This window comes from Nonomuraea mesophila, from assembly GCF_004352805.1.
GTDB classification, from domain to species: domain Bacteria; phylum Actinomycetota; class Actinomycetes; order Streptosporangiales; family Streptosporangiaceae; genus Nonomuraea; species Nonomuraea longispora.
On record NZ_SMLD01000130.1, the window covers coordinates 1 to 26275 of the forward strand.

23 protein-coding genes are annotated in these 26275 nt (G+C 70.4%); 12 read left to right on the forward strand and 11 right to left on the reverse strand.

The genetic code is table 11. From position 1 onward, the window contains the following. Position 1: 1 nt before the first annotated feature. Complete coding sequence (locus E1295_RS34910) at positions 2 to 1927, forward strand: M6 family metalloprotease domain-containing protein (RefSeq protein ID WP_132637298.1); 1926 nt, start codon at positions 2 to 4, stop codon at positions 1925 to 1927. A 70-nt stretch (positions 1928 to 1997) separates the two neighbouring features. Here E1295_RS34910 and E1295_RS34915 read toward each other — a convergent pair whose 3' ends face one another. Further along, positions 1998 to 2867: a hypothetical protein gene (locus E1295_RS34915; RefSeq protein WP_132637300.1), complete on the reverse strand. Its 870-nt coding sequence runs from the start codon at positions 2865 to 2867 to the stop codon at positions 1998 to 2000. A 478-nt stretch (positions 2868 to 3345) separates the two neighbouring features. On the opposite strand from E1295_RS34915, the gene E1295_RS34920 reads away from it, so the two are divergent. After that, on the forward strand, positions 3346 to 4128 hold the full coding sequence (locus tag E1295_RS34920) for a tyrosine-protein phosphatase (protein WP_342775936.1): 783 nt from the start codon (positions 3346 to 3348) through the stop codon (positions 4126 to 4128). 107 nt (positions 4129 to 4235) lie between these two features. Here E1295_RS34920 and E1295_RS34925 read toward each other — a convergent pair whose 3' ends face one another. Further along, the gene (locus E1295_RS34925; RefSeq protein WP_132637304.1) at positions 4236 to 5276 is read right to left on the reverse strand and encodes a Gfo/Idh/MocA family oxidoreductase; all 1041 of its coding nucleotides are present in this window, start codon (positions 5274 to 5276) and stop codon (positions 4236 to 4238) included. Positions 5277 to 5304: 28 nt separating this feature from the next. Continuing rightward, the gene (locus E1295_RS34930) at positions 5305 to 6204 is read right to left on the reverse strand and encodes a proteasome assembly chaperone family protein (RefSeq protein ID WP_132637306.1); all 900 of its coding nucleotides are present in this window, start codon (positions 6202 to 6204) and stop codon (positions 5305 to 5307) included. 94 nt (positions 6205 to 6298) lie between these two features. Between E1295_RS34930 and E1295_RS34935 the strand changes: the two genes are divergently transcribed. Both E1295_RS34935 and E1295_RS34940 read left to right on the forward strand, forming a co-directional pair. Beyond that, a complete protein-coding gene (locus E1295_RS34935) occupies positions 6299 to 6691 on the forward strand; it encodes an ankyrin repeat domain-containing protein (protein WP_132637308.1) in 393 nt (130 codons plus the stop codon). 155 nt (positions 6692 to 6846) lie between these two features. Further along, positions 6847 to 7767, forward strand: a complete 921-nt coding sequence (locus tag E1295_RS34940) for a terpene synthase family protein (RefSeq protein WP_132637310.1) — start codon at positions 6847 to 6849, stop codon at positions 7765 to 7767. A gap of 9 nt (positions 7768 to 7776) precedes the next feature. On the opposite strand, the gene E1295_RS34945 is transcribed toward E1295_RS34940, so the two are convergent. Beyond that, positions 7777 to 9897 (reverse strand): ATP-binding protein, encoded by a 2121-nt coding sequence (locus E1295_RS34945; protein ID WP_246080719.1) that lies wholly within the window; start codon positions 9895 to 9897, stop codon positions 7777 to 7779. Positions 9898 to 10138: 241 nt separating this feature from the next. Here E1295_RS34945 and E1295_RS34950 point away from each other — a divergent pair, with 241 nt between their 5' ends. From E1295_RS34950 to glpK, 3 genes are all read left to right on the forward strand, one after another. Continuing rightward, the gene (locus E1295_RS34950; protein WP_132637312.1) at positions 10139 to 10624 is read left to right on the forward strand and encodes a GNAT family N-acetyltransferase; all 486 of its coding nucleotides are present in this window, start codon (positions 10139 to 10141) and stop codon (positions 10622 to 10624) included. 110 nt (positions 10625 to 10734) lie between these two features. After that, positions 10735 to 11562, forward strand: coding sequence for an MIP/aquaporin family protein (locus E1295_RS34955; protein WP_132637314.1), 828 nt, complete (start codon positions 10735 to 10737; stop codon positions 11560 to 11562). Position 11563: 1 nt separating this feature from the next. After that, positions 11564 to 13081: a glycerol kinase GlpK gene (gene glpK, locus E1295_RS34960; protein WP_132637316.1), complete on the forward strand. Its 1518-nt coding sequence runs from the start codon at positions 11564 to 11566 to the stop codon at positions 13079 to 13081. Here glpK and E1295_RS34965 read toward each other — a convergent pair. Then, positions 13074 to 13919 (reverse strand): ABC transporter permease, encoded by an 846-nt coding sequence (locus E1295_RS34965; protein WP_132637318.1) that lies wholly within the window; start codon positions 13917 to 13919, stop codon positions 13074 to 13076. The two genes, glpK and E1295_RS34965, sit on opposite strands and share 8 nt — an antisense overlap. Continuing rightward, positions 13916 to 16573, reverse strand: coding sequence for an alpha/beta fold hydrolase (locus E1295_RS34970; protein WP_132637320.1), 2658 nt, complete (start codon positions 16571 to 16573; stop codon positions 13916 to 13918). The genes E1295_RS34965 and E1295_RS34970 overlap by 4 nt, the downstream gene beginning before the upstream one ends. 68 nt (positions 16574 to 16641) lie before the next feature. On the opposite strand from E1295_RS34970, the gene E1295_RS34975 reads away from it, so the two are divergent. Together E1295_RS34975 and E1295_RS34980 are read left to right on the forward strand one after the other, a co-directional pair. Further along, positions 16642 to 17442, forward strand: coding sequence for a class I SAM-dependent methyltransferase (locus tag E1295_RS34975; RefSeq protein WP_132637322.1), 801 nt, complete (start codon positions 16642 to 16644; stop codon positions 17440 to 17442). Positions 17443 to 17510: 68 nt separating this feature from the next. Further along, positions 17511 to 18749 (forward strand): hypothetical protein, encoded by a 1239-nt coding sequence (locus tag E1295_RS34980; protein ID WP_246080721.1) that lies wholly within the window; start codon positions 17511 to 17513, stop codon positions 18747 to 18749. A 33-nt stretch (positions 18750 to 18782) separates the two neighbouring features. On the opposite strand, the gene E1295_RS34985 is transcribed toward E1295_RS34980, so the two are convergent. Both E1295_RS34985 and E1295_RS34990 read right to left on the reverse strand, forming a co-directional pair. Then, complete coding sequence (locus E1295_RS34985; RefSeq protein WP_246080723.1) at positions 18783 to 19823, reverse strand: copper resistance D family protein; 1041 nt, start codon at positions 19821 to 19823, stop codon at positions 18783 to 18785. After that, the gene (locus E1295_RS34990) at positions 19820 to 20623 is read right to left on the reverse strand and encodes a copper resistance CopC family protein (RefSeq protein ID WP_220449042.1); all 804 of its coding nucleotides are present in this window, start codon (positions 20621 to 20623) and stop codon (positions 19820 to 19822) included. The genes E1295_RS34985 and E1295_RS34990 overlap by 4 nt, the downstream gene beginning before the upstream one ends. Before the next feature lie 50 nt (positions 20624 to 20673). Here E1295_RS34990 and E1295_RS34995 point away from each other — a divergent pair, with 50 nt between their 5' ends. Next, on the forward strand, positions 20674 to 21438 hold the full coding sequence (locus E1295_RS34995; protein ID WP_166427557.1) for a class I SAM-dependent methyltransferase: 765 nt from the start codon (positions 20674 to 20676) through the stop codon (positions 21436 to 21438). On the opposite strand, the gene E1295_RS35000 is transcribed toward E1295_RS34995, so the two are convergent. The 3 genes from E1295_RS35000 to E1295_RS35010 all read right to left on the reverse strand — a co-directional run bounded on the left by E1295_RS35000 (position 21435) and on the right by E1295_RS35010 (position 24570). Further along, positions 21435 to 22415, reverse strand: coding sequence for an AurF N-oxygenase family protein (locus E1295_RS35000; RefSeq protein WP_132637328.1), 981 nt, complete (start codon positions 22413 to 22415; stop codon positions 21435 to 21437). The two genes, E1295_RS34995 and E1295_RS35000, sit on opposite strands and share 4 nt — an antisense overlap. Positions 22416 to 22490: 75 nt before the next feature. Further along, a complete protein-coding gene (locus E1295_RS35005; RefSeq protein ID WP_132637330.1) occupies positions 22491 to 23090 on the reverse strand; it encodes a TetR/AcrR family transcriptional regulator in 600 nt (199 codons plus the stop codon). Between the two features lie 142 nt (positions 23091 to 23232). Next, on the reverse strand, positions 23233 to 24570 hold the full coding sequence (locus tag E1295_RS35010; RefSeq protein WP_246080725.1) for a sensor histidine kinase: 1338 nt from the start codon (positions 24568 to 24570) through the stop codon (positions 23233 to 23235). Positions 24571 to 24729: 159 nt separating this feature from the next. On the opposite strand from E1295_RS35010, the gene E1295_RS35015 reads away from it, so the two are divergent. Both E1295_RS35015 and E1295_RS35020 read left to right on the forward strand, forming a co-directional pair. Further along, complete coding sequence (locus tag E1295_RS35015; protein ID WP_132637334.1) at positions 24730 to 25905, forward strand: acyl-CoA dehydrogenase family protein; 1176 nt, start codon at positions 24730 to 24732, stop codon at positions 25903 to 25905. After that, positions 25902 to 26275 (forward strand): acyl-CoA dehydrogenase family protein (locus E1295_RS35020; protein WP_132637336.1); only part of this gene is annotated, 374 nt, incomplete at its 3' end. The genes E1295_RS35015 and E1295_RS35020, both read left to right, overlap by 4 nt.

Consider the following 26275-nt stretch of genomic DNA (forward strand, 5'->3'; position numbering starts at 1 on the left):
CCTGCACACCCGCCCGCCCGGCGGCATCAAGCCCATCGACCCGCAGAACTGGACGAACCCCGACCACATGACGTGGGAGGACTACAAGAAGCCGCCCGGCACCAACTGGGCCGATCCCTCCGCCAAGGGGTCGAAGCGCACCTTCAAGGGCGCGCTCGTGCTGCTCGACTACCCCAACCAGCCGTTCGTGGCGACACAGCCCCAAGGCTCGACGATCTTCGGGAACCCGAGCGCCGAGGCCCACGCCATCCCCCGTGACGAGGTGGCCACGTTCTACCGGGACTTCCTCAACACCCCGAACAAGCTCAACAAGGGACACACCATCCACGAGTACTGGATGGAGGACTCGGGCGGCAGGTACGGCGTGGAGCTGACCGGGTTCGGGCCCTACCTGATGTCGGGCAAGGACCACGAGTACGCCATGGAGTTCCAGGGCGGCAACGGGTGCCCCGCGGGCGACTCGTGCAACAGGAACCTGCGCACCGAGGGCAACGCCGCCTGGTTCGCCGACGTCGGCCAGGAGACGGCCGAGCAGTTCGACTTCGTCTTCTACCTGAGCGCCGGCCAGGACGAGTCGTCCACCTGGCAGGAGTTCGGGATGATGAAATTCCCGACAAAGGAGGATGTGCCCGACGAGTGGGGGCCGCCGGACGCCGCGCTGCCCAACTGGGTCGACACCCGCTACGTCGACTGGACCTCGTGGCAGGCCGGCTCCACCTTCTGGCCCAACGCCCGCTTCGGCATCGACTCGGTGCAGGCCGAGAGCTCAGGCATGGCCGTCTACGCCCACGAGCTCAGCCATATCATGGGCATCGCCGACAACTACAACAACCCGTACGGCGTGCCGCCGCGCAGGTCGTACACGGGCGTGTGGGAGATGCTCAGCCGCGGCAGCTTCAACGGCCCCGGCGGCCCGCACTCGCGCTGGCTGATCCCGCCGACCGCCGGCGCGTCCATGGGCGCCCAGCACATGCTCCGCAACAAGATCAAGCTGGAGATGATCGACGAGCGGAACGTCCTGCGCCTGTCACGCGAGGCGCTCGACGAGTCCGGCATGGTCACCGCCGACGTGCTGGCCCGCGCGGTACAGCCGGGCAAGAAGGAGCTGTCGGGCGTCAACATCTCCTTCGACACCGGTGACAGGAGCCCGGCCTGCGACGCGCGCACCGACCCTCTCTGCGACGGCGGCGGGTACGAGAACTACACGGTCGAGGTCGTGGACCGCATGGGCTCCGACTCCTTCACCCCCGACTCAGGCGTCCTGCTGGCCAAGACCAAGAACGAGGACCGGGCGCCGTTCGAGTGGGTGATCGACGCCAACCCGCAGGACATCGGCATGACCGACTACGTCATGCCCGACGGCACCAAGGTGCCCATCACGATCGGCGACTACCGCCAGCTCTCCGACGCCCTCTTCCACGCCGGCACCGACTCCGGCAGCGAGTACGAGTACGTCGACGAGGCCAACCGGCTGCACTTCTACGTCACCGACCTCAAACGCCGCCGCGACGGCATCCTGTCGTACACGGTCGCCATCCGCTCGCTCGACGGCTCAGGCCCGCAGCGGCGCGGCGTCAAGGTGCTGCCCGCCGCCGGCATCCCCACCGGCAAGAACCTGTCCACCTGCAAGTTCCCGCTGTTCAACACCGGCAGGGCCGCCCCCGCGCAGGGGCAGCACCCCGAGGACGTCAGCGCCTACCTGAACGCCGACGTCTACCGGCTCAAGGCCGAGGTGCAGGGCAAGGGCTGGACCGCCCAGCTGCCGAACGCCCTGGCCTCCGTCGCGTTCGGCAAGCACGAGCTCGTCACCGTGAACGCCGTCCGCGACTCCGGCGGCGCCCGGCTGGCCAGGGTCAAGCTCACCGCCACCTCGGAGAGCGACCCCGCCAAGAAGATGACGGCCACCTGTCACGTGATCGGCCTGTAGGTCAACGACGGGGTGCGGCCGGCGCGGGCCGTACCCCATCCGCTCGGCTCAGGCTCGGCTCAGGCTCGGCTCAGGTGAGCGGGGTCCTGATCAGCTCGCCCGCCGCCTGCCTCGCCTGCAGGATGCTCTCCTCGAACATCTTGCGTACGTGCGCCGCATGGTCGGTCAGCTCCCTGATGCGCTCGTACGCCATCTCGTCACGCACGGTGTCGGCGATCAGCGCCTGGTATTCGGGGGTTCTGGCGGCCAGCGCCTCCAGCCGCCGGTGGGCGGAGTACGCCTTGTCGGCCTTGCGTACCTGCTTGGCGTACTTCTCCAGGTGGCGTACGCGCCGCGCGAGGGACGTCCACGCGGCGTCCAGCGCCTTGGTGTAGGGCCTGAACGCGTCCTCCATGCCGGCCGGCAGCTCGCGGGGGATGATCCTGCCCTGCTCGGCGTGCATGGCCGACAGCCGCCGCAGCCGGTGCGCGATCTGCCAGATCTCCTCCGGCAGCGACACCTGGTTGTCGATCGTGTCGATCAGACCCGCCGCGTGCACCCGGGAACCGAGGACGGTCTCGGCGGCGTTCTGCGCCCTGCGCAGCAACATCTGGCAGGGATGGTCGAGGTCCTCCGGCAGGACGTAGCGGTCGGCGTGGGCCTGGGCGGCGCGGAGCTTCCGCCTGGTCGATCTGTTGTAGGTGTCCTGGGCCATCCAGCGGAACAACACGATCATCCCCACGCCCGTGCCCGCCAGGAACAACAACGGTGTTCTGGTCAGCAGGGAGAGCGCCAGCAGCAGGCCGGGCAGCAGGAAGATCAGGGCGGAATGGCGCGTGTCGGGCAGCCGGCCGGATCGAGCCACCCGGAGAAGGTGCTGGCTCGACCGCAGCTCGTGCGAGATCACCGGGGGCAGCGTCGGGTCGATCACCAACCGTGGGGGCAGAGCGCGTGGATCCATCAGGTCCTCCTGAGCGGCGGCGGACCGTCGCCTTGAGGCGATGGGGTGCTTGCAAGCAGGAGGGCCGCCGAATCCCGAGTGTGCCCTACCCTGCCAGGTCTGCGCATCACAGATGTCCCTCCGTTTCGTCGGTGCCGGCCGATACCGTGGCGTTGTCGTCACCGAGCGTGGGAGGTGGGCTGCGCAGGTCGCGCACGATCCTGCCGCGCCCTCCGGCTCGCGCCGCGGGCGCTGCGCACGGCAGATCCGCGTCACCCGAGCCGAGTTCGCCCGCACGGCGTGCGGCCGCACGGCGCACGCCGACGTCGACGCGGCGACCAACATCCTCAGGGCAGGGCCTGCCCTTCGTCGGGCTGCGGAAGCGGTTCAGCGAGAAGCCGCTCCCTTCAAAGGGCGGAGGTGTCACATGTTCATGCTGCGTTATGAACCGCGATTCTGCTCACCATGGTGGACATATAGGGTCGCGATAATGGATGAGATGACGAGGTGGATAGACCTGGAAGGCGCGGTCAACGCGCGTGACCTGGGCGGACTGCCCACCCGTGACGGCGGGCGCACCCGTCGCGGCAGGATCTTCCGTGCCGACAACCTGCAGGGGCTCACGTCCGGCGACGTGACGCTGCTGGTCGACGAGCTGGGCCTGCGCCATGTCGTGGATCTCCGCTCGAACGCGGAGGTGTCGCTGGAGGGCCCCGGGCCACTGACGCGGGTGACCGAGGTGCGGCACCACCATCTGACCCTGTTCGCCGAGGGAGGCCGGCACACCGACGTCGAGGCCGACGCCATTGACGGGGAGCGGGTGCTGCCGTGGGCGGAGCGCGGGCTGGACGAGGAACTGCGGGTGACCGGCTTCTACTTCGGCTACCTGCGTGACCGGCCCGACGCCGTGGTGGCCGCGCTGCGCGCGATGGCGCTCGACGACGGCGCGTCACTGGTGCACTGCGCGGCGGGCAAGGACCGTACGGGTGTGCTGTCGGCGCTCGCCCTGGAGGTGGCGGGAGCGACCAGGGAGGCGATCGTCGAGGACTACGTGGCCACGGGGGAGCGGCTCGAGCTCATACTCAAGCGGCTGCGCGGCAGCGACACCTACCGAGATGACCTCGACTCGCGCCCCGCCGACGACCACATGCCGCGGGCCGGATACATCGAGCAGTTCCTGGGCGTGCTCGACGACCGTTTCGGCGGGCCGCTCGAGTGGCTGGCCGCGCACGGCTGGACCGGCACCGACACCGAGGCCATGCGCTCCCGCCTACGCGACTGACAACGCCGGCCGCTCAAAGCCCTGACGGCCGCCGATCCCCTGCACCCGCCGGTTCAGGGGGCGGCGAGCCCCGGGCGTCCGGCTCAGGGGACGGCGAGCCTCCGCCATCAGCTCAGGTGGACGACGATTGCCTGCGTGGCCGACAGGCGGGCCGCCTCGATGACGGCCAGCGTGCCGACCGCGCTCTCCGGGTCGACGGGCGGCGCCGTGCCCTCGCGCAGCGCCGCCTCCACACCCCGGTAGAAGTCGAGATAGGCGCCCGGCTCGGTGAGCACGGTGCGGTGGTCGTCCTCGGTGCCGAGCTGCCCCCAGCGTGACTCCTCGTCGTCCCCGAACCCGGGCGTGCCGGGCGCGGCCCCGGCCCGCAGCCGCTCCTCCTGGACGTCCATCCCGTACTTCACGAAGGCGCCCGCCGACCCCAGCACCCGGAACCGGGGCCCGAGCCTGGCGGCCATCGAGCTCATCCAGAGATGCGAACGGGCGCCGCCCGCATGGGCCAGCGCCACGAACGTGTCGTCGTCGGCGGCCACCCCCGCCCGCCTGACGTCGCTCTCGCAGTAGACCTGCGTGGCCGGGCCGAGCAGGTGCAGGGCCTGGTCGATGAGGTGGCTGCCCAGGTCGTAGAGGAGACCTCCCACCTCCTCGGGCCCGCCGGTCTCCCGCCAGCCGCCCTTGGGCCGCGGTCGCCACCGCTCGAACCTCGACTCGAACCGCAGCACCTCGCCCAGCCGTCCTTCTCGGGCCAGCCGGCACACGGTCAGATAGTCGCCGTCCCAGCGGCGGTTGTGGAACACGGTCAGCATGAGGCCGCGCTCCTTGGCCAGGCGTACGAGCTCGCGGCCCTCCTCGGCGGTCCTGGATAGCGGCTTGTCGACGACGACGGGCAGGCCGCGGGTGAGGGCCGCGCCGGCCGTGGACACGTGGGTCCTGTTGGGGGAGGCGACCACCACCAGGTCGCACAGGTCCCACAACGCGTCGACGTCGCCCACCGCGGCCGCGCCGTACTTCGCGGACACCTCCGCCTGCCGGCCGGGGTCGCGCGTGACGACGGCCGTCAGCGCCAGGCCGGGCGTGGCGTGGATCAGCGGGGCGTGGAAGAAGGCCCCGGCGGTGCCGTAGCCGACCAGCCCGACCCGGATGTCGCTCATCACCTCAGCGTATCGCCGCGGGCGCGGATCACTCGTCGTCGCGCTCGGCCAGGAACCGCTCGAACTGGGCGGCGAGCTCGTCGCCCGTGGGCATGGGCGTCGACTCGGCGATGAGGTTCTCCCGCTCGCTGCCCTCCGCGAAGGCGTCGTACTGCTGCTCCAGCCCCTTGATGGCGGTGGACAGCTCGGCCGAGGCCTGGATCTGCTCCTCGATCTCGGTGTTCGTACGGCGGGCCGCCTCGCGCAGCGACTCCGTCGGGAACACCAGCCCCGTCCCCTTCGTCACGGCCTCCAGCGCGGTCACGGCGGCGGTCGGATATTCGGCCTGCGACAGATAGTGCGGCACGTGCACCGCGTATCCCACCGCGTCGTTGCCCTGCGCGCCCAGCCGCAGCTCCAGCAGCGCCGCGACACTGCCGGGCACCTGGACACGCCCGAACGCGCTCGTCTGCGCGTTGATCAACTCGGGCCGGCTGGCGTGCATCGTGACGCCGAGCGGGCGGGTGTGCGGGACCGCCATCGGGATGCCGTGGGCGGTCACCAGCTTGCTCACCTTCAGCCGCGCCACCAGATCGGCCACCGCCCTGGTGAACAGCTCCCACTCCCGGTCGGGCTCGGGCCCGCTCATCACCAGGAACTGGGTCCCCGTCGCGTCTTCGGCCGCGTGAACGGCCAGCTCGGGGCTCTCACACTCGACCCAGCGGTCGGTGTCGAAGGTCATGATGGGCCGCCGCGACCGGTAGTCGAGCAGACGGTCGACGTCGAACGTCGCCACGACCCGGTGCTCAAGCTCGGCCAGCAGGTGGCCCAGCGCAAGACGTCCGGCACCACCAGCGTCGACAAAACCGTCGAAGTGGTATAGCAACACCGGATCGGGCAGCTCGGGCGCGTCGTCTGCGAGCTTGTAGAGATCCTTCGGGTCGAACACGGTTGGACAGCCTTTCCCTAGGTACTCTCTCCAGAACCTACGGCGGGACAGAACGATTCCGTGCACGGCACCCTATCGAGGCAGACTGGGCCGTATGGACGAGGACCCCGAGCTGCAGGCGTTCGCCACGAAGCTGTTCGACCTGGCCAGAGCGGGCGACACCGAGACGCTGCGGGCGTACGTCGAGGCTGGGGTTCCGGCCGACCTGACGAACGGCAAAGGTGACACTTTGCTGATGCCGGCGGCTTACTACGGTCACGCCGAGACCGTCACGATGCTCGTCGCAAGCGGCGCCGACCCGAACCGCCCCAACGACCGCGGCCAGACACCGCTCGCGGGTGCCGGTTTCAAGAAGGAGTCAGCCGTGGTCAGAGCGCTGCTCGATGCGGGCGCCGATCCGCGCGCCGGTCAGCCCTCCGCTCTGGACGCCGCGCGAATATTCGCGAATGACCAGTTTCTGCGCTTGTTCACACAAAGTGGTGCATAGTGTGAAATATGCAAGAAAGGGGTAAAGGTTGTTAACTGTGGCCTTTTTAGCGGTCCATCGTCATGCTGGATGGCGTGGCTACTTCTGCGCACCCCTTCAGCAGGCGACCCCTCCACATCCCACCGCTGCCATGCCCGTTCCCCAGTGAGATCAACGTGCATGTCGCGGAGGTCGGCTCGGAAAGCCACGCATGGCTGGTCGCCTCCAACATGCTCCCCAACGCCGAGACCGCCGAGCACTTCAGGCGCTCCGAACTCGGCGACCTCCCCGCGCGCACCAACCCCATGGTGCCGCGCGCCAGTCTCCGGTTGGTCACCGACTGGTACTTCTGGCTCTGGGCCTTCGACGACGGGTTCTGCGAGAGCGAGCTCACAGGGCACCGGGCCGCCGCCGTGGCCCGCGCTCTGCCGTCGCTCCTGGAGAGCCTCGACGAGGACCGTTCTCCGGAGCCCGGCGATCCGTTCGGCCTCGCCCTCAGGGGACTGCTGGACCGGATCTCCGCCATGGCCACTCCCGAACAGGTGGAACGCTGGCGAAGTGCGGTGAAGGAATACCTGTTCGCCCAGATCTGGGAGGCCGCGAACCGTGAAGCCGATCTGATCCCGACCCCCGCGGACTACCTTCTGATGCGCCGCACCACCGGCGCCACGTACACCTGCTTCGCGCTCATCGACATCGGCGGTGGCTATCGGATCGAGACCGAGGACTGGTACCACCCCGACGTACGCGCACTCTCGGACCTGGCCTGCGACCTCGTCGGGTGGGACAACGACCTGCTCTCCTACGCCAAGGAACACCGAGCCGACAAGGCGCGGCACAACCTCGTGACCGTGCTGGCCGCCCACAAGTCGCTCTCGCTGCAGGAGGCGCTGCTGGAGGTCGCCCGGATGCACGACGAGGCCGTCTCGGCGTTCGTCGACCGGCGTGCGGCACTGGAGAGATGGGCTCCGCCGTCCGTGCTCAACTACGTACGCGGTCTCGAACACTGGGTACGCGGGCACATCGAGTTCTCGTTCGGCAGCGCACGTTTCGTGAACGCCTGGCCGGACGACACTCGCTGGCCGCAGGCCGTCTGAGCCGCGGTGTCAGCCTTCCTCGAGGGCGACCAACTCGCCCAGCGCCATCGCTGATGCCTCATCGAGGTCGAGCCGGGCGCCCTCCTCGAAGGCGCTCTTGTAGGCGACCTCGCCCATGCGGCGCGAACAATCCCTGACGCACGCGTTGTGGTCGGCGGACAGGAACGGCGCGCCGAGCTGTGGCAGTCCGGCCGACTTCCAGTTCTGCTGCAGCGCACCCAGCAGATGCGCGGCCAGCGGCAACCGATCCAGAGCCACGAAGATCCGCGCCGAGGACTCCAGAGCCAGCAACGTCCCGAGCGTGTCATGGAAGTGCAGTTTGATGCGCAGCCCTTCCCTGACGTTGTGCAGCGCCTCCTGGGGCCGGTCGGTCGCGAGCCTGGCGCCTGCCAGCGCCCACTGGGCATGGGACATCACCCAGAGCTCGCCGCGTTCCCTGCACACCTGCAGGCAGTCCTGCAGCAGGGACTCGGCCTCGTAGAACTCGCCCCGCGCGGTCAGGACGATGGACAACTCGACGATGGCGGGCAGCAGCCCGGGGTTGAGCTCCTTGTTGTCGGTGTTGAACTCGATGGCCACGCCCAGGAGAGCGCTGGCCTTCGGCATGTCGCCCTGGAGCATCGCCGCCGTGCCCTGCATCTTGGAGGCCAGAATCACCGCTCTGGAGTCGCCCACCCGGATGGCCTCGGTGCTGCACGTCTCGGCGGCCGTCTGCCCGCCTACGCTGTCGCCCTGGGAGTTGCGTACGTACGACAGGACCCAGAGCGCCTTGCAGCGTTCCTTGCTCGGCGTCGGGTTGGCCTCGAGGGCCCGCTCCAGATACAGGCGCCCTTCGCGGGCGAACCCGCAGCAGACCCACATGAACCACAACGACGACAGCAGGACCAGCGCCAGCGGTTCCTTGCCCGGGGTCCTGAGCGCGTATTCGAGCGCCACCCTGACGTTGTCGTGTTCCTGGCGCATGCGGACGAACCAGTAGATCTGGCGCGGGCCCGACCAGGCGTCCTCGCCGCGCTGCGCGAGGCTCAGGTAGTAGTCGAGGTGCCGTCGCCGCAGTTGCTCGTACTGGCCGAGCTTGTCGAGCCACTCCTCGCCGTATTCGGCCAGGGTGTCGATGAGTTTGTAGCGCACCCCGGCGTGGTTGCTCCTGATCAGCAGGATCGACTTCTCCACCAGCCCGGTGACCAGATCCGTGATGTCCTCCGACGGCAGCCGCCCGTCGGAGCAGACGAACCGGGCCGCGTCGAGCTCGAAGTCGCCGGCGAAGACCGACAGCCGCGCCCACAGCAGGCGTTCGGCCGGCTCGCACAGCTCGTGGCTCCAGCCGATGGCCGCCCGCAGGGTCTGGTGGCGGGGCAGGGCCGTGCGGCTCGCCCCGGCCAGCAGGCTGAAGCGGTCGGTCAGCAGGCCGAGGATCTGCTCCACCGACAGGGCGCGCAGCCGGACCGCGGCCAGTTCGATGGCGAGCGGGATGCCGTCGAGGCGCCGGCAGAGCTCGGCCACGGCCTCGATGTTGTCCTCGTCGAGCTGGAAGTCGGGCACGCTGGCCCCGGCCCGGACGGCGAACAGCTGCACCGACTCGTTGGTGAACAGGCTCTCCGCGGGGTCCTCTCCGGGCACCTGCAGCGGCGGCACGGGCACCACGTGCTCGTACGGCAGGTGCAGCGACTGCCGGCTGGTGGCCAGCACCTTCAGGTTGGGCGCGGCCTCCAGCAGCTCGTGGACGAGCTCGGCGCAGCCCTGGATCAGGTGCTCGCAGGTGTCGATGATGAGCAGCATGTCGCGCTCGCCCACCCATTCCGACAGCGACTCCGACTCCGCCCGCGAGGACTGGTCGGCGATGCCGAGGGCGGAGGAGATCGTGTGCTTGACCATGCCCGCGTCCTGCAGCCTGGCCAGGTCGGCGAACCACACGCCGTCGGGGTAGTGGGCGCGCACCTGATGCGCCAGCCGCAGCACCGTGCGCGACTTGCCCACACCGCCGATGCCCGTCACGGTCACCAGGCGCGACTCGGCGAGGTGCCGTTTGAGGTTGGCGAGCAGGCGCGTGCGGCCGACGAAGCTGGTGAGCTCCGCCGGCAGATTGCCTTCTCGCCGCCAGCCTGTCGGGGTGGCCATGGGCAGCCTCACGGGGGGTAGGCGACACCTGCTCTCGCATCGTACCGCCGTGCGTTCCACCTGTCTTGAAGCCTGCGGACGGGCCGGGTAGGGGTTTGTACGCCTGGATAGCATGTTGGGTGTGAATGATTTCCTACCTGAGCAGACGGCGGACGACACCGACGAGGGCTGGGGCGAGTGGCGCTCCGAGGACCCGGACGCCTTCTATCTCGACAACAGGCCGCCGCACTGGGGCTAGGGCGACAAGATCCACATGACGGACCACGTGCTGCGCGCCGCCACCCCCGGCGACTACGACGCCATCGCTGCCGTGGTCGACGAGTGGTGGGGGCGGCCGATCCTGGCCTCGCTGCCCCGGCTGTTCCTCGACCATTTCCACCACACGAGCCTGATCGCCGAAAGCCCTGCCGGTCCTGCCGGTCTCGGCGGCCCTGACGGTCCTGACGGCATGGCGGGATTCCTGATCGGGTTCGTCTCGCCGTCGCAGCCCGGCGAGGCGTACATCCACTTCGTCGGCGTCGCGCCCGCCGCCAGGAGGAGCGGGGTCGCCCGCTCGATGTACGAGCGGTTCTTCGGCATCGCCCGCGACCACGGCCGGCACGTCGTCAGGGCCATCACCGCACCGGTCAACGAGCGCTCCGTCGCCTTCCACCGCCGCATGGGCTTCGAGGCCGGCGGCCCCGTCCCCGGGCACAACGGCCCGGGCACGAGCCTGGTCACCTTCGTACGCACGCTCTGACCTGAAGCGCGCCTTTCACTCACTTAGCGTTATGTGTCATATACAGGCTGTATGCATTGCCTGATTACGGGAATGGCACACAACGGGTACGCGAGAGGAAGGGGATGGCCGTGGCCGGGCGTCTCGACCGCAGAGGGCTGGCCGGCGAGCTGCTCGCCGAGTTCGCCGGGACAGCGGTGCTCATCCTGTTCGGCTGCGGCGTGGTCGCCTCGGTCGTCGCCGCGGAGGTCGGCGACCACGACAGCATCGCCTGGGCCTGGGGGCTCGGCGTGGTGCTGGGCGTCTACACCGCGGCCAGGACCTCGGGCGGGCACATCAACCCCGCGGTCACGCTGGGGTTCGCCGTCTTCCAGGGTTTCCCCTGGCGGAAGGTCCTGCCGTACGTCCTCGCGCAGACGGCGGGGGCCTTCGTCGCCGCGCTGATCGTACGCTGGAACTTCACCGAGGTCCTGGCGATGGCCGACCCCGGGCACACGTTCAAGACCCAGATCGTCTTCTCCACCCTGCCGGGCAACGGCACCCTGCCGGTGGACCTGTGGGGCGGGTTCCGCGACCAGATCATCGGCACCGCGATCCTGCTCTTCCTGGTCTTCGCGCTCATCGACACCCGGAACATGGCACCGGACGCCAACATGGGGCCCTTCGTCATCGGCCTGATCGTCGTCGCGATCGGCATGGCGTTCGGGACCAACGCCGGCTACGCCATCAACCCGGCGCGCGACTTCGGGCCGCGCCTGGCGAGCTTCCTCACCGGCTACCACGACGCCTGGCGAGATCAGCACGGCGACCTGTACTTCTGGGTGCCGATCATCGGGCCCCTGATCGGCGGCCTCCTCGGAGCGGGCCTCTACCAGGCGTTGATCTCCAGGTTCCTGCCGCGGCCCGAGGAACGTGACATCGTCAGACCGGCGGACCCGGACAAGACCGAAGGAGAATGACATGCCCGATTTCGTCGGGGCGGTGGACCAGGGCACGACGAGCACCCGCTTCATGATCTTCGATCACGACGGCGGCGAGGTCGCCAAGTTCCAGCTCGAACACGAGCAGATCCTGCCCAGGGCAGGCTGGGTCGAGCACAACCCCATCGAGATCAGGACGCGGACCGCGGCCGTCATCCAGAGCACCCTCCAGCGCGCCGGGCTGCAGCCGTCCGACCTCGCCGCGATCGGCATCACGAACCAGCGCGAGACCACGGTCGTGTGGAACCGGCGCACCGGCCGCCCCTACTACAACGCGATCGTCTGGCAGGACACGCGCACCGACAAGATCGCCGCCGCGCTGGAGCGGGACGGCCGCGGCCAGGTCATCCGCGACCGTACGGGGCTGCACCCGGACGCGTACTTCTCCGGCGGCAAGATCCAGTGGATCCTGGAGAACGTGGACGGCGTCCGCGAGGCGGTCGACCGGGGCGAGGCCGTCTTCGGCACCACCGACACCTGGACGGTGTGGAACCTGACCGGGGGCGTCGACGGCGGCGTGCACGTCACCGACGTGACCAACGCCAGCCGTACGATGCTCATGGACCTGGACACCCTCGACTGGGACGACGAGCTGCTGTCCTTCTTCGGCATCCCGCGCGCGATGTTGCCCGAGATCCGGCCTTCGTCCGATCCCACCGCCTACGGCGTCACGACCCCGTTCGGAACGGCCGCGGGCGAGGTGCCGATCACCGCGATCCTGGGCGACCAGCAGGCCGCGACCGTCGGGCAGGTCTGCTTCTCGCCGGGCGAGGCCAAGAACACCTACGGCACCGGCAACTTCCTGCTGCTCAACACCGGCACCGAACGGGTGCGCTCGCAGAGCGGGCTGCTCACCACGGTCGCGTACAAGTTCGGCGACCAGCCCGCCGTGTTCGCGCTGGAGGGCTCGATCGCCGTGACGGGCTCGGCGGTGCAGTGGCTGCGCGACCAGCTGCACATCATCACCTCGGCGCCGCAGAGCGAGACCCTGGCCAGGCAGGTGGAGGACTCGGGAGGCATGTACTTCGTGCCGGCCTTCTCCGGCCTGTTCGCCCCCTACTGGCGGGCCGACGCCCGCGGCGCCATCGTCGGCATGTCGCGCTACAACACCGACGCCCACCTCGCCCGCGCCACGCTGGAGGCCATCTGCTACCAGAGCAGGGACGTCGTGGAGGCCATGCAGCAGGACTCGGGCGTGGTGCTCGACGTGCTGCGGGTCGACGGCGGCGTCACCGCCAACGACCTGTGCATGCAGCTCCAGTCGGACATCCTCGGCGTGCCGGTCAGCCGGCCGGTCGTCGCCGAGACCACCGCGCTCGGCGCGGCCTACGCCGCCGGGCTGGCGGTGGGCTTCTGGCAGGACACCGACGAGCTGCGCGCCCACTGGGTGGAGGACCGCCGCTGGGAGCCCGGCTGGAGCGAGGAGCAGCGGGAGAAGGGGTACGCGGGCTGGAAGAAGGCCGTGACCAAGGCGTTCGACTGGGCGGAGACTAGCTGACCACGTCCTTGCGGCGGAACCGGCGGAAGGCCACGGCGACGAGGATCGCCGCGTACGTGATCGACACGGAAGCGCCCTTGATCATGCCGCTCCACTCGAGCTCGGGCGCGAGCGCGTCGAGCCAGGCGTTGTTCCAGAACGTCGGCAGGAACTCGCGCAGCACCCCCAGCGCCTCGACGGCCTGCAGGATGGTGCAGATGATCCACAGTCCGACGGCCCCGCCGACCGCCCCCAGCGGGGAGTCGGTCATCGTGGAGACGAGGAAGGCCAGCGCCGCCACGACGAGCTGGCTGACCAGGGCGTACGCGATCACGATGCCGAAGCGCGGCAGCACGTCGAGCGCCGGGATGGTCTCGCCCGTGCCGGGCACCTGGATGTCGTTCCAGCCGAACGCCACCGTGCCCGCCAGCAGCGCCATCACGGGCAGGCAGATCACGGCCGCCGCGGAATAGCCCAGCGCCACGACCAGCTTCTGCCGCAGCAGCCGGTCGCGGGGCACCGGCGCGGCCAGCAGGTAGCGCAGCGACGACCAGTTGGCCTCGCTCGCCACGGTGTCGCCGCAGAACAGCGCCACCGCGACGACCAGCAGGAAACTGGCCGACACCGACAGCGCGAAGGCGGCGAAGTTGAGGCCGCTCTCCGTCGCCAGGTCGGAGATGCGCAGCGCCTGGCCGTTGTCGTTGCCCTGCGGCCCGAACTGGAACGCGATCACGAGGATCCACGGCAGCGCGAGCAGCAGCCCGAACATCACGATCGTACGCCGGCGCTTGAACTGCCTGACGATCTCGACCCGCAACGGCAGCGTACGGCGGGGCGCGTAACCGGTCGCGGCGGTCATGGGGTGTCTCCGATGAGGTCGAGGAACACGTCTTCCAGGCGCGTGGCGTGCCCGTTGCCGGCGCGGGCCGGGCTGGGGGCCGCGCCGAGCAGCTGCGACACCGGGCCGGTGGAGACCAGCCTGCCGCGCTGCATGACCACGACGTGGCTGCAGCTCTGCTCGACCTCGGCCAGCAGATGGCTGGAGACGATCACGGTACGGCCGTCGCGCGCGTAGCGCTTGAGCACCTCGCGCATCTCCCGGATCTGGGGCGGGTCGAGCCCGTTCGTGGGTTCGTCGAGCACGAGCAGGTCGGGCAGCCCGAGCATGGCCTGGGCGATGGCGAGCCGCTGGCGCATGCCCTGCGAATAGGTGCGTACGGCCCGGTCGAGCGCCTTGCCGAGACCGGCGATCTCCAGCGCCTCGTCGAAGTGGGCGTCGGCGGCCGGCCGTCCGGTGGCGGCCCAGTAGAGCTCGATGTTGTCCCGCCCCGACAGGTGGGGCAGGAAGCCCGGCCCCTCGACGAACGACCCCAGCCGGGACAGCACGGGAGCGCCCGGCGTCACCCGTTCGCCGAAGATGCGGATCTCGCCGCCGTCCGGCTGGATGAGCCCCATCATCATCCGCATCGTGGTCGTCTTGCCGGCGCCGTTCGGCCCGAGCAGGCCCAGCACCTGGCCCTGCTCGACGCGGAACGACAGGTCGTCGACGGCGCGCTCGCCGTTCCTGTACGCCTTGGTCAGCCCGCGGATCTCCAGCGGCACGGCCGGGCCGGCCGCCTCACCCTGCTGGCCGGCGGCCGGGCCGGCCGCCTCACCCTGCTGGCCGGCGGCCGGAACGACCGCGGGGCGGCGGTCCCGGGTGCGGCCGGTCACCAGCAGCGCGGCCGCGGCCACGACGGCGGCCAGCGGCATCGCCCACACCCACCACGCCACCCCGCCGGAGGCGGCGGCCAGCGTGCCGACCATCGGGACGGTCAGCTTGGTGGAGACCAGCGACACCTGGTACGTGGCGGGCTCCGCGGGCGTCGCGAACCCCATGTCCGTCGTCGTCAGCACCAGCCGCAGCCGGTGGCCGACGGCGAAGTTGTGGTCGACGGCGGGCAGAGTGACCGTGGCCTCCGCGCTGCTCGCGCCCTCGGGGATGTCCACCCGGATCGGCGCCACCAGCCCGGCGGGCAGGGCGGGCGGCTGGACGCTGTCGGCCACGTCGTAGAGCTTGGCGAACAGGGTCGCCTCCGTCCCGCCCTGCCCCGACACCCTGATCGTGGCCGTCGAGCTGCCGGTGAGCTGCAGCGGCTCGGTGAGCGGCCGGGACTCGAACGCGGCGCTCTGGCCGGGCATGTCGATCGCGACGCCGGGCGTGTTCTGCCCGCCGAGCAGGCCGCCGACGCCGGGCACCGACGAGATCGAGGCGGGCGCGCCGCCGGGCGGGTTGGCGATGACCTGGGCGGGGCCCGACAGTTCGACGGCGCTGGTGGCGGTGCCGCCGAGACCGGGGTAGGAGCCGGTCTCGGGGTGCAGGCGGACGCGCTGGCGGGTGCCGGGGTCGCGGCCGCCGTCGCGGGTCACGGTGAACGCGCTGACCGGCGGCGCCGCCTGTCCGGCCTCCTCACCCTTCAGATAACGGGCGAACCAGGCCGACGACTGCTCGAACACCCAGTCGACCTCGCCGTCGCCGCCGTCGTGCCCGCCGTCGAACCAGGCCAGGCTGACGGGCGTGCCGTCGGCGGCGATCGCCCTGGCGTTGGCGTCGGCGTGGCTGAGCGGGAACAACGAGTCGCGCTGGCCCTGGATGAGCAGGGTCGGCGCCTTGATCCGGGTCGCCACGTTGATCGGGCTCGATTTGCGCAGCAGTTCGACGGCCTCCTGCGTGGGCCTGCCCGTCTTGGCGACCTGTTCGTACACGGTGCAGATCTCGGGACGGAACCTGCCGCACCTGGCCTGCTCGGACGTGAGCGGCGCGGCGGCCTCGGGCCGTCCGCCCAGGGCGAGGCTGTCGAGCGAGACGCCCTGGCCGAAGAAGATGCCCGCCCACATGCGCTTGAACACGCCGTTCTCGGCGTCGGGCGGACCGTCGGCGGCGACCTGGCCGGCGTCGCCGATCGCCGACAGCGGGGCGGCCGTGTTGGGGAAGAGCGCGTCGGCCAGGTCCGACCAGGTGATCCGCGGGACGATGGCGTCGACGCGCTGGTCGTGGGCCGCCGTCATCAGCGCGATGGCGCCGCCGTACGAGCCGCCGGCCATGCCCACGCGCGGGTCACCGGGCGAGTCGAGCAGCACCTCGGGGCGCTCGGCCAGCCAGTCGATGAGCTGCTTGACGTCCTTGACCTCGTAGTCGGGCGAGTTGAGCGCGATCTCGCCGGTCGAGCGGCCGAAACCGCGCGCCGACCACGTCAGTACGGCGTAGCCCTCCTTGGCGAGGCGGACGGCCTCGTCCGTGACGCTCCGCTTGCTGCCGCCGAAACCGTGGCCGAGCAGCACGGCAGGCGCCTTCCCCCCGCCCGGGGGTGGGAAGAACGTCGTGTCGAGCTTGACCTGCTGGTCGTCGGCGGGTCCGTCGACGACGGTGATGGTCTGATCCTGGCCCCGCACCTCGGCACCCGACGGCCACACCAGCCACGTCGTCACGGCGATGAGGGCGAGCGCCGCCGCAGACGCGGCCACACGCTTCATGCGGTGAGCCTACTGACCCCACCTGAGAGATCGCTGAGACGGCCCGCCCGCCTTTACGCTCGGACGTCATGGACTATATGGAGATCAACAGGGCCAACTGGAACTCCAGGGTGCCCGTCCATGTCGGCAGCGACTTCTACGACGTCGAGGGCTTCGTCGCGGGCCGTAGCCCGCTGCGCTCGTTCGAGCGTGCGGAGGTCGGCGACGTGTCCGGCCGCCGCCTGGCCCACCTGCAGTGCCACATCGGGCTCGACACCCTCGCCTGGGCCAGGCTCGGGGCGGAGGTGACCGGCCTCGACTTCTCCGCGGCCGCCGTCGCCCAGGCCGAGAGCATCGCCGCCAGGTGCGGCCTCCCGGCGAGATTCGTCACGGCCGACGTGTACGACGCCGCCGAGAAGCTCGGCCGGGGCGCGTACGACATCGTCTACACCGGCGTGGGCGCGCTGGTCTGGCTGCCCGACCTGACACGGTGGGCGCAGACCGTGGCCGCGCTGCTCAAACCCGGCGGCTTCCTCTATATCGCCGAGTTCCATCCCTTCCCCGACATCCTGGACGAAGCCACGGGCGCCACCCTCAAGCACGACTACTTCGACCGCGAGCCGCAGGTCTGGGTCGAACCGCACACCTACACCGGCGGCGAGGAACTCGAACACCAGACGTCCGTGCAGTTCCTGCACGGCCTCGGCGACGTCGTGAGCGCGGTGGGAGCGGCGGGGCTTCGCGTGGAGTTCCTCCACGAGCACGACTTCACGCTCTTCCAGCGCTTCGCGACGCTGGAGGCCGCCGACGGCGGATATCGCATCCCCGACGGCGCTCCCAGGCTGCCCCTCATGTACTCCCTGCGCGCCTGCGCCGCCGGCGCACCTTGACCTGCGAACCCCCATCCGAGGCCACTCCCGGCGAGCGACCAGGAACGGTGACCGTAAGATTCTCTTCCGTGAAGTCTCCAGCATCGATCAAAAAGGCCGCGGAATGGGCCTTGCCCTATTGGACCAGAGGCCAGGCGGGGCGCGAGACGCCGCACGACCTGTTCAGGGTGCTCTACTTCGGATGGCTGGCGGCGTTCACGCTCAAGCTGCTCGGGTCGGCGTGGGACGTCTCGTGGCACTTCAAATGGCTGCGTGACGACCTCGCGCCGCCTCACCTGCTCAACTCCGCGGGCACGGCCCTCGCTCTCGCCCTGACCATCATCCACGGCTACACCGGCTACGGCGTCGACAAGGCCGCGCTGCGCCTGATCCAGTGGGGCACCGGCATCTTCCTCGTCGCGGTCCCGCTCGACCTGATCAACCACCGCGTCAACGGGCTCGACATCACCTCGTGGAGCCCGTCGCACATCATGCTCTACCTTGGAACGTTCTTCATGATCGCGGGCGTGATCCGTGGCTGGTTCATGGGAGCGCCGCCCGGCAGGGAGCGCGCGGTCGTGCTCGGCGCGTTCCTCGCGTTCTTCCTGGAGAACGTGCACTTCCCCGAGCAGCACCAGGAATACGGCATCCTGTCGATCGGCGCCTGGGACAACGGCACCGTCTACGCCGAGCCGATCCTGCTGCAGTTCGCGGCCGACCAGATGGGGCGGCCCATCGACCGTACGATGATGACCGGATTCGCGCTGCCCGTGCCCGACTTCCTCTACCCCGTCTACGCGGTGGTCGTCGGAGTCGCGGTGCTGGTGGTGGCGAGGACCCTGATCGGCAGGTTCGGCGCCGCCACGCTGGTCGCCGCCGCCTACGTCGCGGTCCGCACGCTCATCTGGCCGCTGCTGACCTACACCGGGTTCCCGCCGTCGGCGGTGCCGTTCTTCCTCGTGATCGCGGGGCTGCTGGTGGACGTCGCGTTCCTGGTACGGCAGCCCGCCGTGCGCGCCCTGCTCGGCGCCGCGGCCGCGACGGCCGGTGCGTACGCCGCGCTGGCCGCCCAGAGCGCGGTCATGGGCGGCGTGTACGACCTGCTCAAGGGCCAGCAGGGCCTGCTCGGCGCACCTCCGCTCGTCACGTCGTCGGCCGTCTGGGCGGGGCTCGGCCTGCTGGCCGCCTGGCTGGCGGTCGAATGGCTGGCCCGCAGGCGCCGTACGAGCCCGGCCCGAGCGGCCTCACCCGTGGTCGCTCCCGTCACGCCTAGCGCCCCCGCCACCCCTAGCGCTCCCACCACTCCTAGCGCCAACGCCGCCCCCTAGCGCGTCCGCCCGTCCCCTTGTGCGCTCCGCCGGTCAGACGATCGAGGCGCGGGTGATCGCCACCGCCACGCCGTACGCCAGTCCCATCACGCCGACCTCGGCCGCCGCCCATCCCACGAGGGCGGTGGCCCGGCCCTTGCGCACGGCGGGCAGCAGGCGGAAGCGGATGTTCGCCGCCAGCGGCACCAGCAGGGTCACGAGCCCCGCCTTGGCCACGACCAGGAGACCGTAGTCGCTGGTCAGGAGCGCGCCGGGCAGCACCACGCCGGGCGTGAGCGCCATCGTGCCGAGCCCCGTGATCAGCCCGGACAGCGCCACCATGAACAGGCACACCGACGCGATCCTGGAGAACTTGGGCAGCACCATGGCGAGCAGGCCCGGGTGGGGCGCGACGAAGATCGCGGTCACCATCAGCCCGCCCGCCCACGCCGCCGCACCCATCACGTGGATCTCCATCGAGATCATGATGGGGTCGTGCCAGATGGAGTTGACCGCGTGCCCGGTGACCGGGATGGGAAGCAGCCCGAACAGCGCGACGATCACCCGCAGCTCGGCCGGGACCTTCTCGCCGAACCGCACCGCCATCAGCCCGATGCCCGCCGCCGCCAGCGCGCACGCCGCGCTGAACAGCAGCCCCTGGCCGGTGCCGACAGTTCCGACATAGTCGGCGATCATCCCGAACGTCGGCACGGCGCCGGGGTTGAGCTCGGCCGTCTGGAACACGATCGTGAGCAGCGCGCAGATCGCCCACGCCCAGGCCGCCATCACGGCCAGGGGCCGGACGCGGACCATCACCGGCTCGGTGTACTCGGGCCGGTCGAACCCGAGCAGCTTGGCCACCAGGCTGAGCCCCACCACGGCGACGGCGGACACGTCGAGCAGGGTCCGTATGACGGGCAGCCCGATCGACACCAGCGGCCCCGGCATGGGAATGCCGGGCACGGTCTCCTGCTCGGCGAACGAACTGGCGGCCACGGCGGCGACGATGGCGCACACGACGAACGCGCCGGCCACGAGCCGCCCGCCCACGCGCTGCTCGGGGAGCGGGGGAGCGGGGGGAAGGGTGACGGTCACGCCTTCGTCTCCTCAGCCGTGGACCCGGCGGCCGTCCCTGCCGCACCGTCCCCGGTGGCGGCGGTGGTGCCGGTGGTGACGTCGGTCCTGGTGCCGGTGGTGCCGGTGGTGCCGTCGGTCGTGGTGACGCCGGTGGTCGTGCCGCTGGTGGTGGCGGGCGCGGCGGTCGTGGCGGTGGCCTGGGCCGGTTTCGCGCGGCGCAGGGCCACGGCGGTGCCCGTGGCGAGGATCAGCAGCGCCCCGACGATCCACACCACGGCCATGCCGGCCCCGCCGTTCGCCGCGGCCTCGGCGGCGTCGGGGTTCGCCGCGGCTTCGGCGGCGTCGGGGCCGGCCGCTGTGTCGGGGTCGGTCGCGGGTGCGGTGGCGTCGGCGCCGGTCTCCTGGGTGGGCGCGTTGTCGCCGCCCGTCTTGGGGTCGGCGGCGACCCCGGTGGCGTCCGCGGCCAGGCTGAAGCCGATCTTCCCGGTGACGGGGTGCCCGTCGGCCGACAGGATGCGGTAGCCCACGACGTACGAGCCGCCCGCCGCGAGCGGCTTGACCTTGACCGACACTCGTTCCGCGGCGATCTCGGCGGCTCCGTCGGCCCAGGCCGACCCGTCGGAGCCCGTCACTCCCACCTGCGCGTATCCCTGGCGTACCGGCTGGTCGAACACCAGGGTCACGCGCGCGGGTGAGGCCGTCAGCGTGGCTCCGTCCTTCGGGTCGCTGCCGATGAGCACGTTGTGCGCCTCGGCCGGGGAGAGAGCGATCCCGGCCGCCGCGAAGGCGAGCAGCAGGACCGTGAATAGCCGCCTCACAGGGGAAAACCTTCCATCGTCACGTCTCGAACCTGTATATGGTCCCATCCATGACGGACCTGTTCGGCGGCGCGGCTCCTTACTACGCCAAGTACCGGGCCGGTCATGGCGACCCGGCGATCGAGCACCTGGCGATGACGTTCGGCGACGACAGCACCGTGCTGGACCTCGGCTGCGGTCCCGGCACGGTGGCGATCCCGCTCGCGCGGCGCGTGCGCGACGTCCTGGCGGTCGATCCCGACGCGGCGATGCTCGCGGAGGGCCGGCGGCTGGCGGCGCGGGCGGGCAACATCCGCTGGGTGAGCGGCGACTCCACGCGGTTGCGGGAGTTGCCCGCGTTCGACCATGTCGTCATGGGCAGGTCGTTCCACTGGATGGACCGCCGCGCGGTGCTGCGGGAGCTGGACGAGTTGCTGCCCGCGCACGGTGTCGTGGCGCTGGTCGGCCCGTCGCGGGCGGGTGAGGAACTGCCCTGGGAGCCGGCCATGAGGCGGGTGCGCGACGAGTTCGGCGTCAACACGTTCACGGCCACCAACTCCTATCAGGCCACGGGGGAGCACCACGACGACGTGCTCGCCGTCTCGCCGTTCAGCGAGCTCGACGCCACTTTGTACGAATATCGCCAGGTCTACGACGTGGAGGCGGTGATCGGCCTGCAGTTGTCCTACTCCTACACCGCTCCGGCGAAGCTGGGCGAGCGGGTGGGCGCCTTCACCGAGGCGGCCAGGCGCGCCCTGCTCGCGCACAATCCCCGGGGCACGTGGGAGCAGGTGACGGTGACCGAGGTCCTGATCGCCAGGCGGCCGCGTGGTTAGGCGCGCCGCGGTTCGGCCCAGATGCCCATGAGGCGCCAGATCGGCCGGGTCAGCGGGTTGATGAGCCCGATCTCGGCGCACAGGTCCCGCGTCTTGCCGATGGAGTCGCGGATCTCCTGCTTGGCGGCGGGGTTGCGCAGGTAGACCTCCGACACGACGCTGACGGGGATCTTGAAGTGCCTGATGAGCGCGCCGGGGGGCGCCAGCATGATGCGGGCCATGAGGCCGAGGACGAGGGGGGAGGCGATGCCGAGCAGGAGCCGCCGGTACGCCGGCATGCGCGGCACCCGGTTGCGCAGGTAGTGCCGGGCGAAGGAGATGTGCCTGGCCTCCTCCGCGATGTGGATCCGCATGATCGTCTCTTCCAGCGGGTGGTGTGCCCGGTCGTCCTTGAGCACCTTGCGCTGCACGTGGTCGATGGGGTCCTCGCCGCCCAGCACGAACACGAAGAACAGCTCGGTCGAGATGAGCGGGATTAAGGGCGCCATCTGCGCGATCGCCGACAGCGGGCCGGGCATGCCGCGGATAGGGAGTTTCGTGCGGTTCACGAACTCCTGGAACATCATCCCGTGATGTCCCTCTTCGATGGTCTCGTGGTACACGTACCGGAACTCAGGAGCACCGTTCGGCAGCCGGTAGGCGTAGTTGAGCAGCCCGCGCTTGAGCAGGTTCTCGAACTGCAGGCCGATCTTCATGGCGGTGGCCACCCGCCACAGCCCGATCGCGGCCCGGGTTTCCGGGGGCCGGCTGCGGTACCAGGGATGGCCGCCCAGCTTGTCGATCCCGGGCAGTTCCCAGCGCGGGTCGGCCGGGTCCACGAGGAACGCGGGGTCGTCCCACGGGATGTCCCGGTACGGCTCCCAGTGCTTGTCGACCGACGCCTTCGAGAGGCGTTCGATGACCGTTTCGTACGCCTTCCTGCTCGCGACCTGCTCGTCGCGTTCCCTGGCGGCGGTAGAGCTCGGTGCCTGTGTCATCGCGTGCACTCCTCTCCTCGCCCGGTATTGTACGGAGCATCCAATAAGCCGGGAAGGCGAGGATCACAGGTTTCGTCACAGCTTGTCTGGGGCGACTCCGATCTCGTTGGCGGCGGCCGTGCGCATGAGCGCGCCGGCCCGGCGCCGCGACAGGGCCCTGGGATGGACGTGCATCTGCACGGCCAGCCCGTCGACCAGCGCCAGGATCCGCCACGTCGCCCCCTCGGGGTCGGCGCACGTGAACTCGCCGGCCGCCACGCCGGCCTCGATGATCTGGCGAAGGAGGAGGCGGCCCTGGACCTCGATGCGCCGCGAGATGTCCTCAAGCTCCGAGCTGCGCATCGCCTCGGACCAGGCGTCGATCCACAACCGCCACCCTTCGGTGGGGACCGCGGGAGAGCAGAGCCGCAGGAGGGTGCGCAGCCGTTCGAGCGGCGTGCCCTCCGAGCGCTCGACGTCGCTCAGCGCGTCGAGGTGCAGGCGGGCGGCGTAGGTGAAGGCCTGCGCGAACAGCTGGTCCTTGGTCTCGAAGTGGTAGAAGAGCAGTGCCTGGCTGACGCCCGCGGCCCTGGCGATGTCGATGGTCCTGGTATGCCCGAACCCCTGCTCGGCGATCACCTCGCAGGCCGTCTTCAGGAGATCCTCACGCCGTAATCGGCTGAAACCTGATGTCACAGCGGGTAACTCTAATTTCTGTTCATAAGGCTTATATGGGACAAGCGGGACGCCGTGCGTTCGGTCATCTCGTGATGATCATGGTACTCACGACTCTTCGAACGTTCTCCGGCAGGGGGTCGAAAAGCATTACTACCCACCTTTACTCGGCCCTTACCGGCATCCGTAGGACGAATCGGGCACCGACGTCGGAATCCTCGATCCTGAGCGTGCCCCCGTGCGTACGCGCGATCTCCCGGGCGATGGGCAGGCCGAGCCCGGTCCCGCCGGCGTCCCGGCTGCGCGAGGCGTCCAGCCTGGTGAAGCGCCGGAAGACCAGCTCGCGGTGCTCGGGCGCGATGCCCGCCCCGTCGTCGAGCACCTCCAGCACGGCCTCGCCGTTGCGCCGCACGATCACGGCGATCGTACGTTCGGCGTGCCGCTCGGCGTTGTCCAGCAGGTTGGTCAGCAGGCGGGCCAGCCTCAGCCGGTCGCCCGTCACGACCACGCCCGGCTGCACCGAGACGCGGACCTCCTTCGTGCACGGCCTGGCGACCTCGGTGCTGACCAGTTCGCCCAGGTCGACGGGGCCCAGCCGGGCGGGGGCGCCCGCGTCCAGCTTGGCCAGCGTCAGCAGGTCGGTGACGATGTTCTGCAGCCGGTCGAGGCTGCCGAGCAACCTGACGCCGATCTCCTGCCAGTCGGTGTCCCCGGGGGTGAGCAGAGCCTCCTCGACCTCGGTGCGCATGGCCGTGATCGGGCTGCGCAGGTCGTGCGAGGCGTCGGAGGCGAACCTGCGCTGCTGCTCCATCGCCTCCTCCAGTTGCGCGAGCGTACGGTTCGCGGTCTCCGCCAGCGCCCTGATCTCGTCGGCGTTCTCCGGCACGGGCACGCGCATCCCCCCGCCGCCGGCCGTGATCTCGGCCAGCCTGCCGGTGATGCGGTTGACGGGGGCGAGCGTCTTGGCGACCACGTGCGAGACGCCGTACCACGTCAGGACGACCAGCGTCACGGAGGCGAGGACGAGGAACGTGAGCGCGCCGGGGCCGGCGTACCAGGGCGGCAGGGGGCGGAAGGCGTAGACGAGCCAGTCGCCGTCCTGCCGGTACACGCGGAACATCGCGATGATGTGGCAGCCGCCGGACAGTCCCGGCAGGTCGCAGGCGTGGGCGACGTGGTGGGTGGTGCCGGATGGAGGCGGCTCGGGGGTCAGCCGTGGCCTGTCGGCCAGGTCGGACGTGGCGGTGACCACCTGCCCGCGCGGGTCGACGACCTGGACGCCCCGCGCGTCGAGGCTGTCGAGGAGCGACAGCTCGGACTCCTTGACCAGGTGGGCCACCGTGAGGGTCGTGCCGACCGCGTCCTGGGTGTGGACGTCGACGGTCGTGGTGTAGATCATCCACAGCAGGGCCGAACTGGTCGTCAGGCAGAGCAGGCCCATGGCGATGCTGGCGAACAGTGCCAGCCGCGCGCGTATGGAACGGCCCAGCAGTGCGATCACACCCATCCCCCCGGTAGTCAGGTGATCACACCAAGCAGCTCGTACTCTAATTTACGGAGATTCCGGCTTTAATTCGAGTTTCGGACGTCCAGAGCATTGCTCTGTACGGGCTCCGGCGCCCTGGCTAGAGTAAGTGAACACTGATGCCAAGGAGTCGATGTGAACCTCGCTGACTACCGGCATGCCGCCAGGGCGTGGCTGCGGGACAACGCCCCTTCGGACGACTCTCAGGAGACGGACCCCATAACGCGGGCCAAGGATTTCATGGCCAGGCTCCACGACGCCGGCTATTCCGGCATCACCTGGCCGCGGCGGTGGGGCGGCCAGGGGCTGACCCAGGCGGAAGAACGTGCGTTCGCCGAGGAGGCACGCGACTACGCCCTCCCCACCTACATCTTCTCGATCGGCCTCGGCATGACCGGCCCCACCCTGGTCGACCGGGGCACCGACGCCCAGCGCGAGCGCTTCGTCCGGCCCCTGCTGCGCGGCGAGGAGATCTGGTGCCAGCTCTTCTCCGAGCCGGGCGCCGGCAGCGACGTGGCCAGCCTGCAGACCAGGGCGGTGCGCGACGAGGCCCGCGGCGACCAGTGGATCGTCAACGGGCAGAAGGTCTGGACCTCGGTCGCCCACCACGCCGACTGGGGCCTGCTGCTGGCCCGCACCGACGTCGACGTGCCCAAGCACAAGGGCCTGACGATGTTCGTCGTCGACATGCACCACCCGGGCGTGACGGTCAGGCCGCTGAAGGACATGTCGGGCAGGGCCAACTTCAACGAGATCTTCTTCGACGACGTGACGATCCCCGACGAGCACCGCGTCGGCGAGGTCAACGACGGCTGGAGCGTGGCCGTCACGACCCTGCTGCACGAGCGGCTGTCCATCTCGGCGGGCGTCGGCATGGGCGGGCAGCGCGACCACCCCGCCTCGGTCGAGGCGCTGCGCCGCACCGTCGACACCGGCGACCCGCTGGTCCGCGACCAGCTCGTCGAGCTGCACATCCGCACCCGCGCGCTGGCGCTGTTCAACCAGCGGCTGGCCCAGGAGACCAGGGCCGGCATCTTCCCCGGCGCGCGGGGCAGCGCGGCCAAACTGCTGCTCGCCGAACTGACGATGTTCCAGGCCGACCTCGCCACGCAGCTGGTCGGGCCCGAGGCGGCGCTGGCCGGCCATCCGCTGGCGCAGGCGATCTCGATGGCCCCCGGCATGGCGCTGGGCGGCGGCACGAACGAGATCATGCGCAACATCGTCGGCGACCGCGTGCTCGGCCTGCCGCCCGAGCCCCGCGTGGACAAGACCGTGCCGTTCAAGGATCTGAAGGTGGGGACCCAGGCGTGAAGCTCGTACTCAGCGAGGAGCAGCGGCAGCTGCGCGAGGCCGTACGCGCCTTCCTGCGTGCCGCCTCCCCGCTGCCCAAGGCCCGCGAGGGCTTCGACCCTCAGGTGTACGCCCGGCTCAACGGCGAGCTGGGCCTGTCCGGGCTGATCGTCCCCGAGGAGTTCGCCGGCGCGGGCGCGGGCATGACCGAGCTGGCCGTCGCCCTGGAGGAGACCGGCGCCGCCCTGCTGCCGGGGCCGTTCCTGACCACGGCCTTCGCCACCGTCGCCCTGACCCGCGTGCGCGACAAGGACCTGCTGACCGGCATCGCCGAAGGCCGCGTCCTGGCGGCGCTCGGCGGGCCGCTCACCGACCCGCCCCCGGGTCCGCC

What these genes read in the sequence shown, in the direction of transcription:
- E1295_RS34915 (WP_132637300.1), bottom strand. Translation starts at nt 2,867, where the DNA reads ATGGATCCACGCGCTCTGCCCCCACGGTTGGTGATCGACCCGACGCTG.
- E1295_RS34920 (WP_342775936.1), top strand. Translation starts at nt 3,346, where the DNA reads ATGACGAGGTGGATAGACCTGGAAGGCGCGGTCAACGCGCGTGACCTG.
- E1295_RS34925 (WP_132637304.1), bottom strand. Translation starts at nt 5,276, where the DNA reads ATGAGCGACATCCGGGTCGGGCTGGTCGGCTACGGCACCGCCGGGGCC.
- E1295_RS34935 (WP_132637308.1), top strand. Translation starts at nt 6,299, where the DNA reads ATGGACGAGGACCCCGAGCTGCAGGCGTTCGCCACGAAGCTGTTCGAC.
- E1295_RS34950 (WP_132637312.1), top strand. Translation starts at nt 10,139, where the DNA reads ATGACGGACCACGTGCTGCGCGCCGCCACCCCCGGCGACTACGACGCC.
- glpK (WP_132637316.1), top strand. Translation starts at nt 11,564, where the DNA reads ATGCCCGATTTCGTCGGGGCGGTGGACCAGGGCACGACGAGCACCCGC.
- E1295_RS34965 (WP_132637318.1), bottom strand. Translation starts at nt 13,919, where the DNA reads ATGACCGCCGCGACCGGTTACGCGCCCCGCCGTACGCTGCCGTTGCGG.
- E1295_RS34970 (WP_132637320.1), bottom strand. Translation starts at nt 16,573, where the DNA reads ATGAAGCGTGTGGCCGCGTCTGCGGCGGCGCTCGCCCTCATCGCCGTG.
- E1295_RS34975 (WP_132637322.1), top strand. Translation starts at nt 16,642, where the DNA reads ATGGACTATATGGAGATCAACAGGGCCAACTGGAACTCCAGGGTGCCC.
- E1295_RS34995 (WP_166427557.1), top strand. Translation starts at nt 20,674, where the DNA reads ATGACGGACCTGTTCGGCGGCGCGGCTCCTTACTACGCCAAGTACCGG.
- E1295_RS35000 (WP_132637328.1), bottom strand. Translation starts at nt 22,415, where the DNA reads ATGACACAGGCACCGAGCTCTACCGCCGCCAGGGAACGCGACGAGCAG.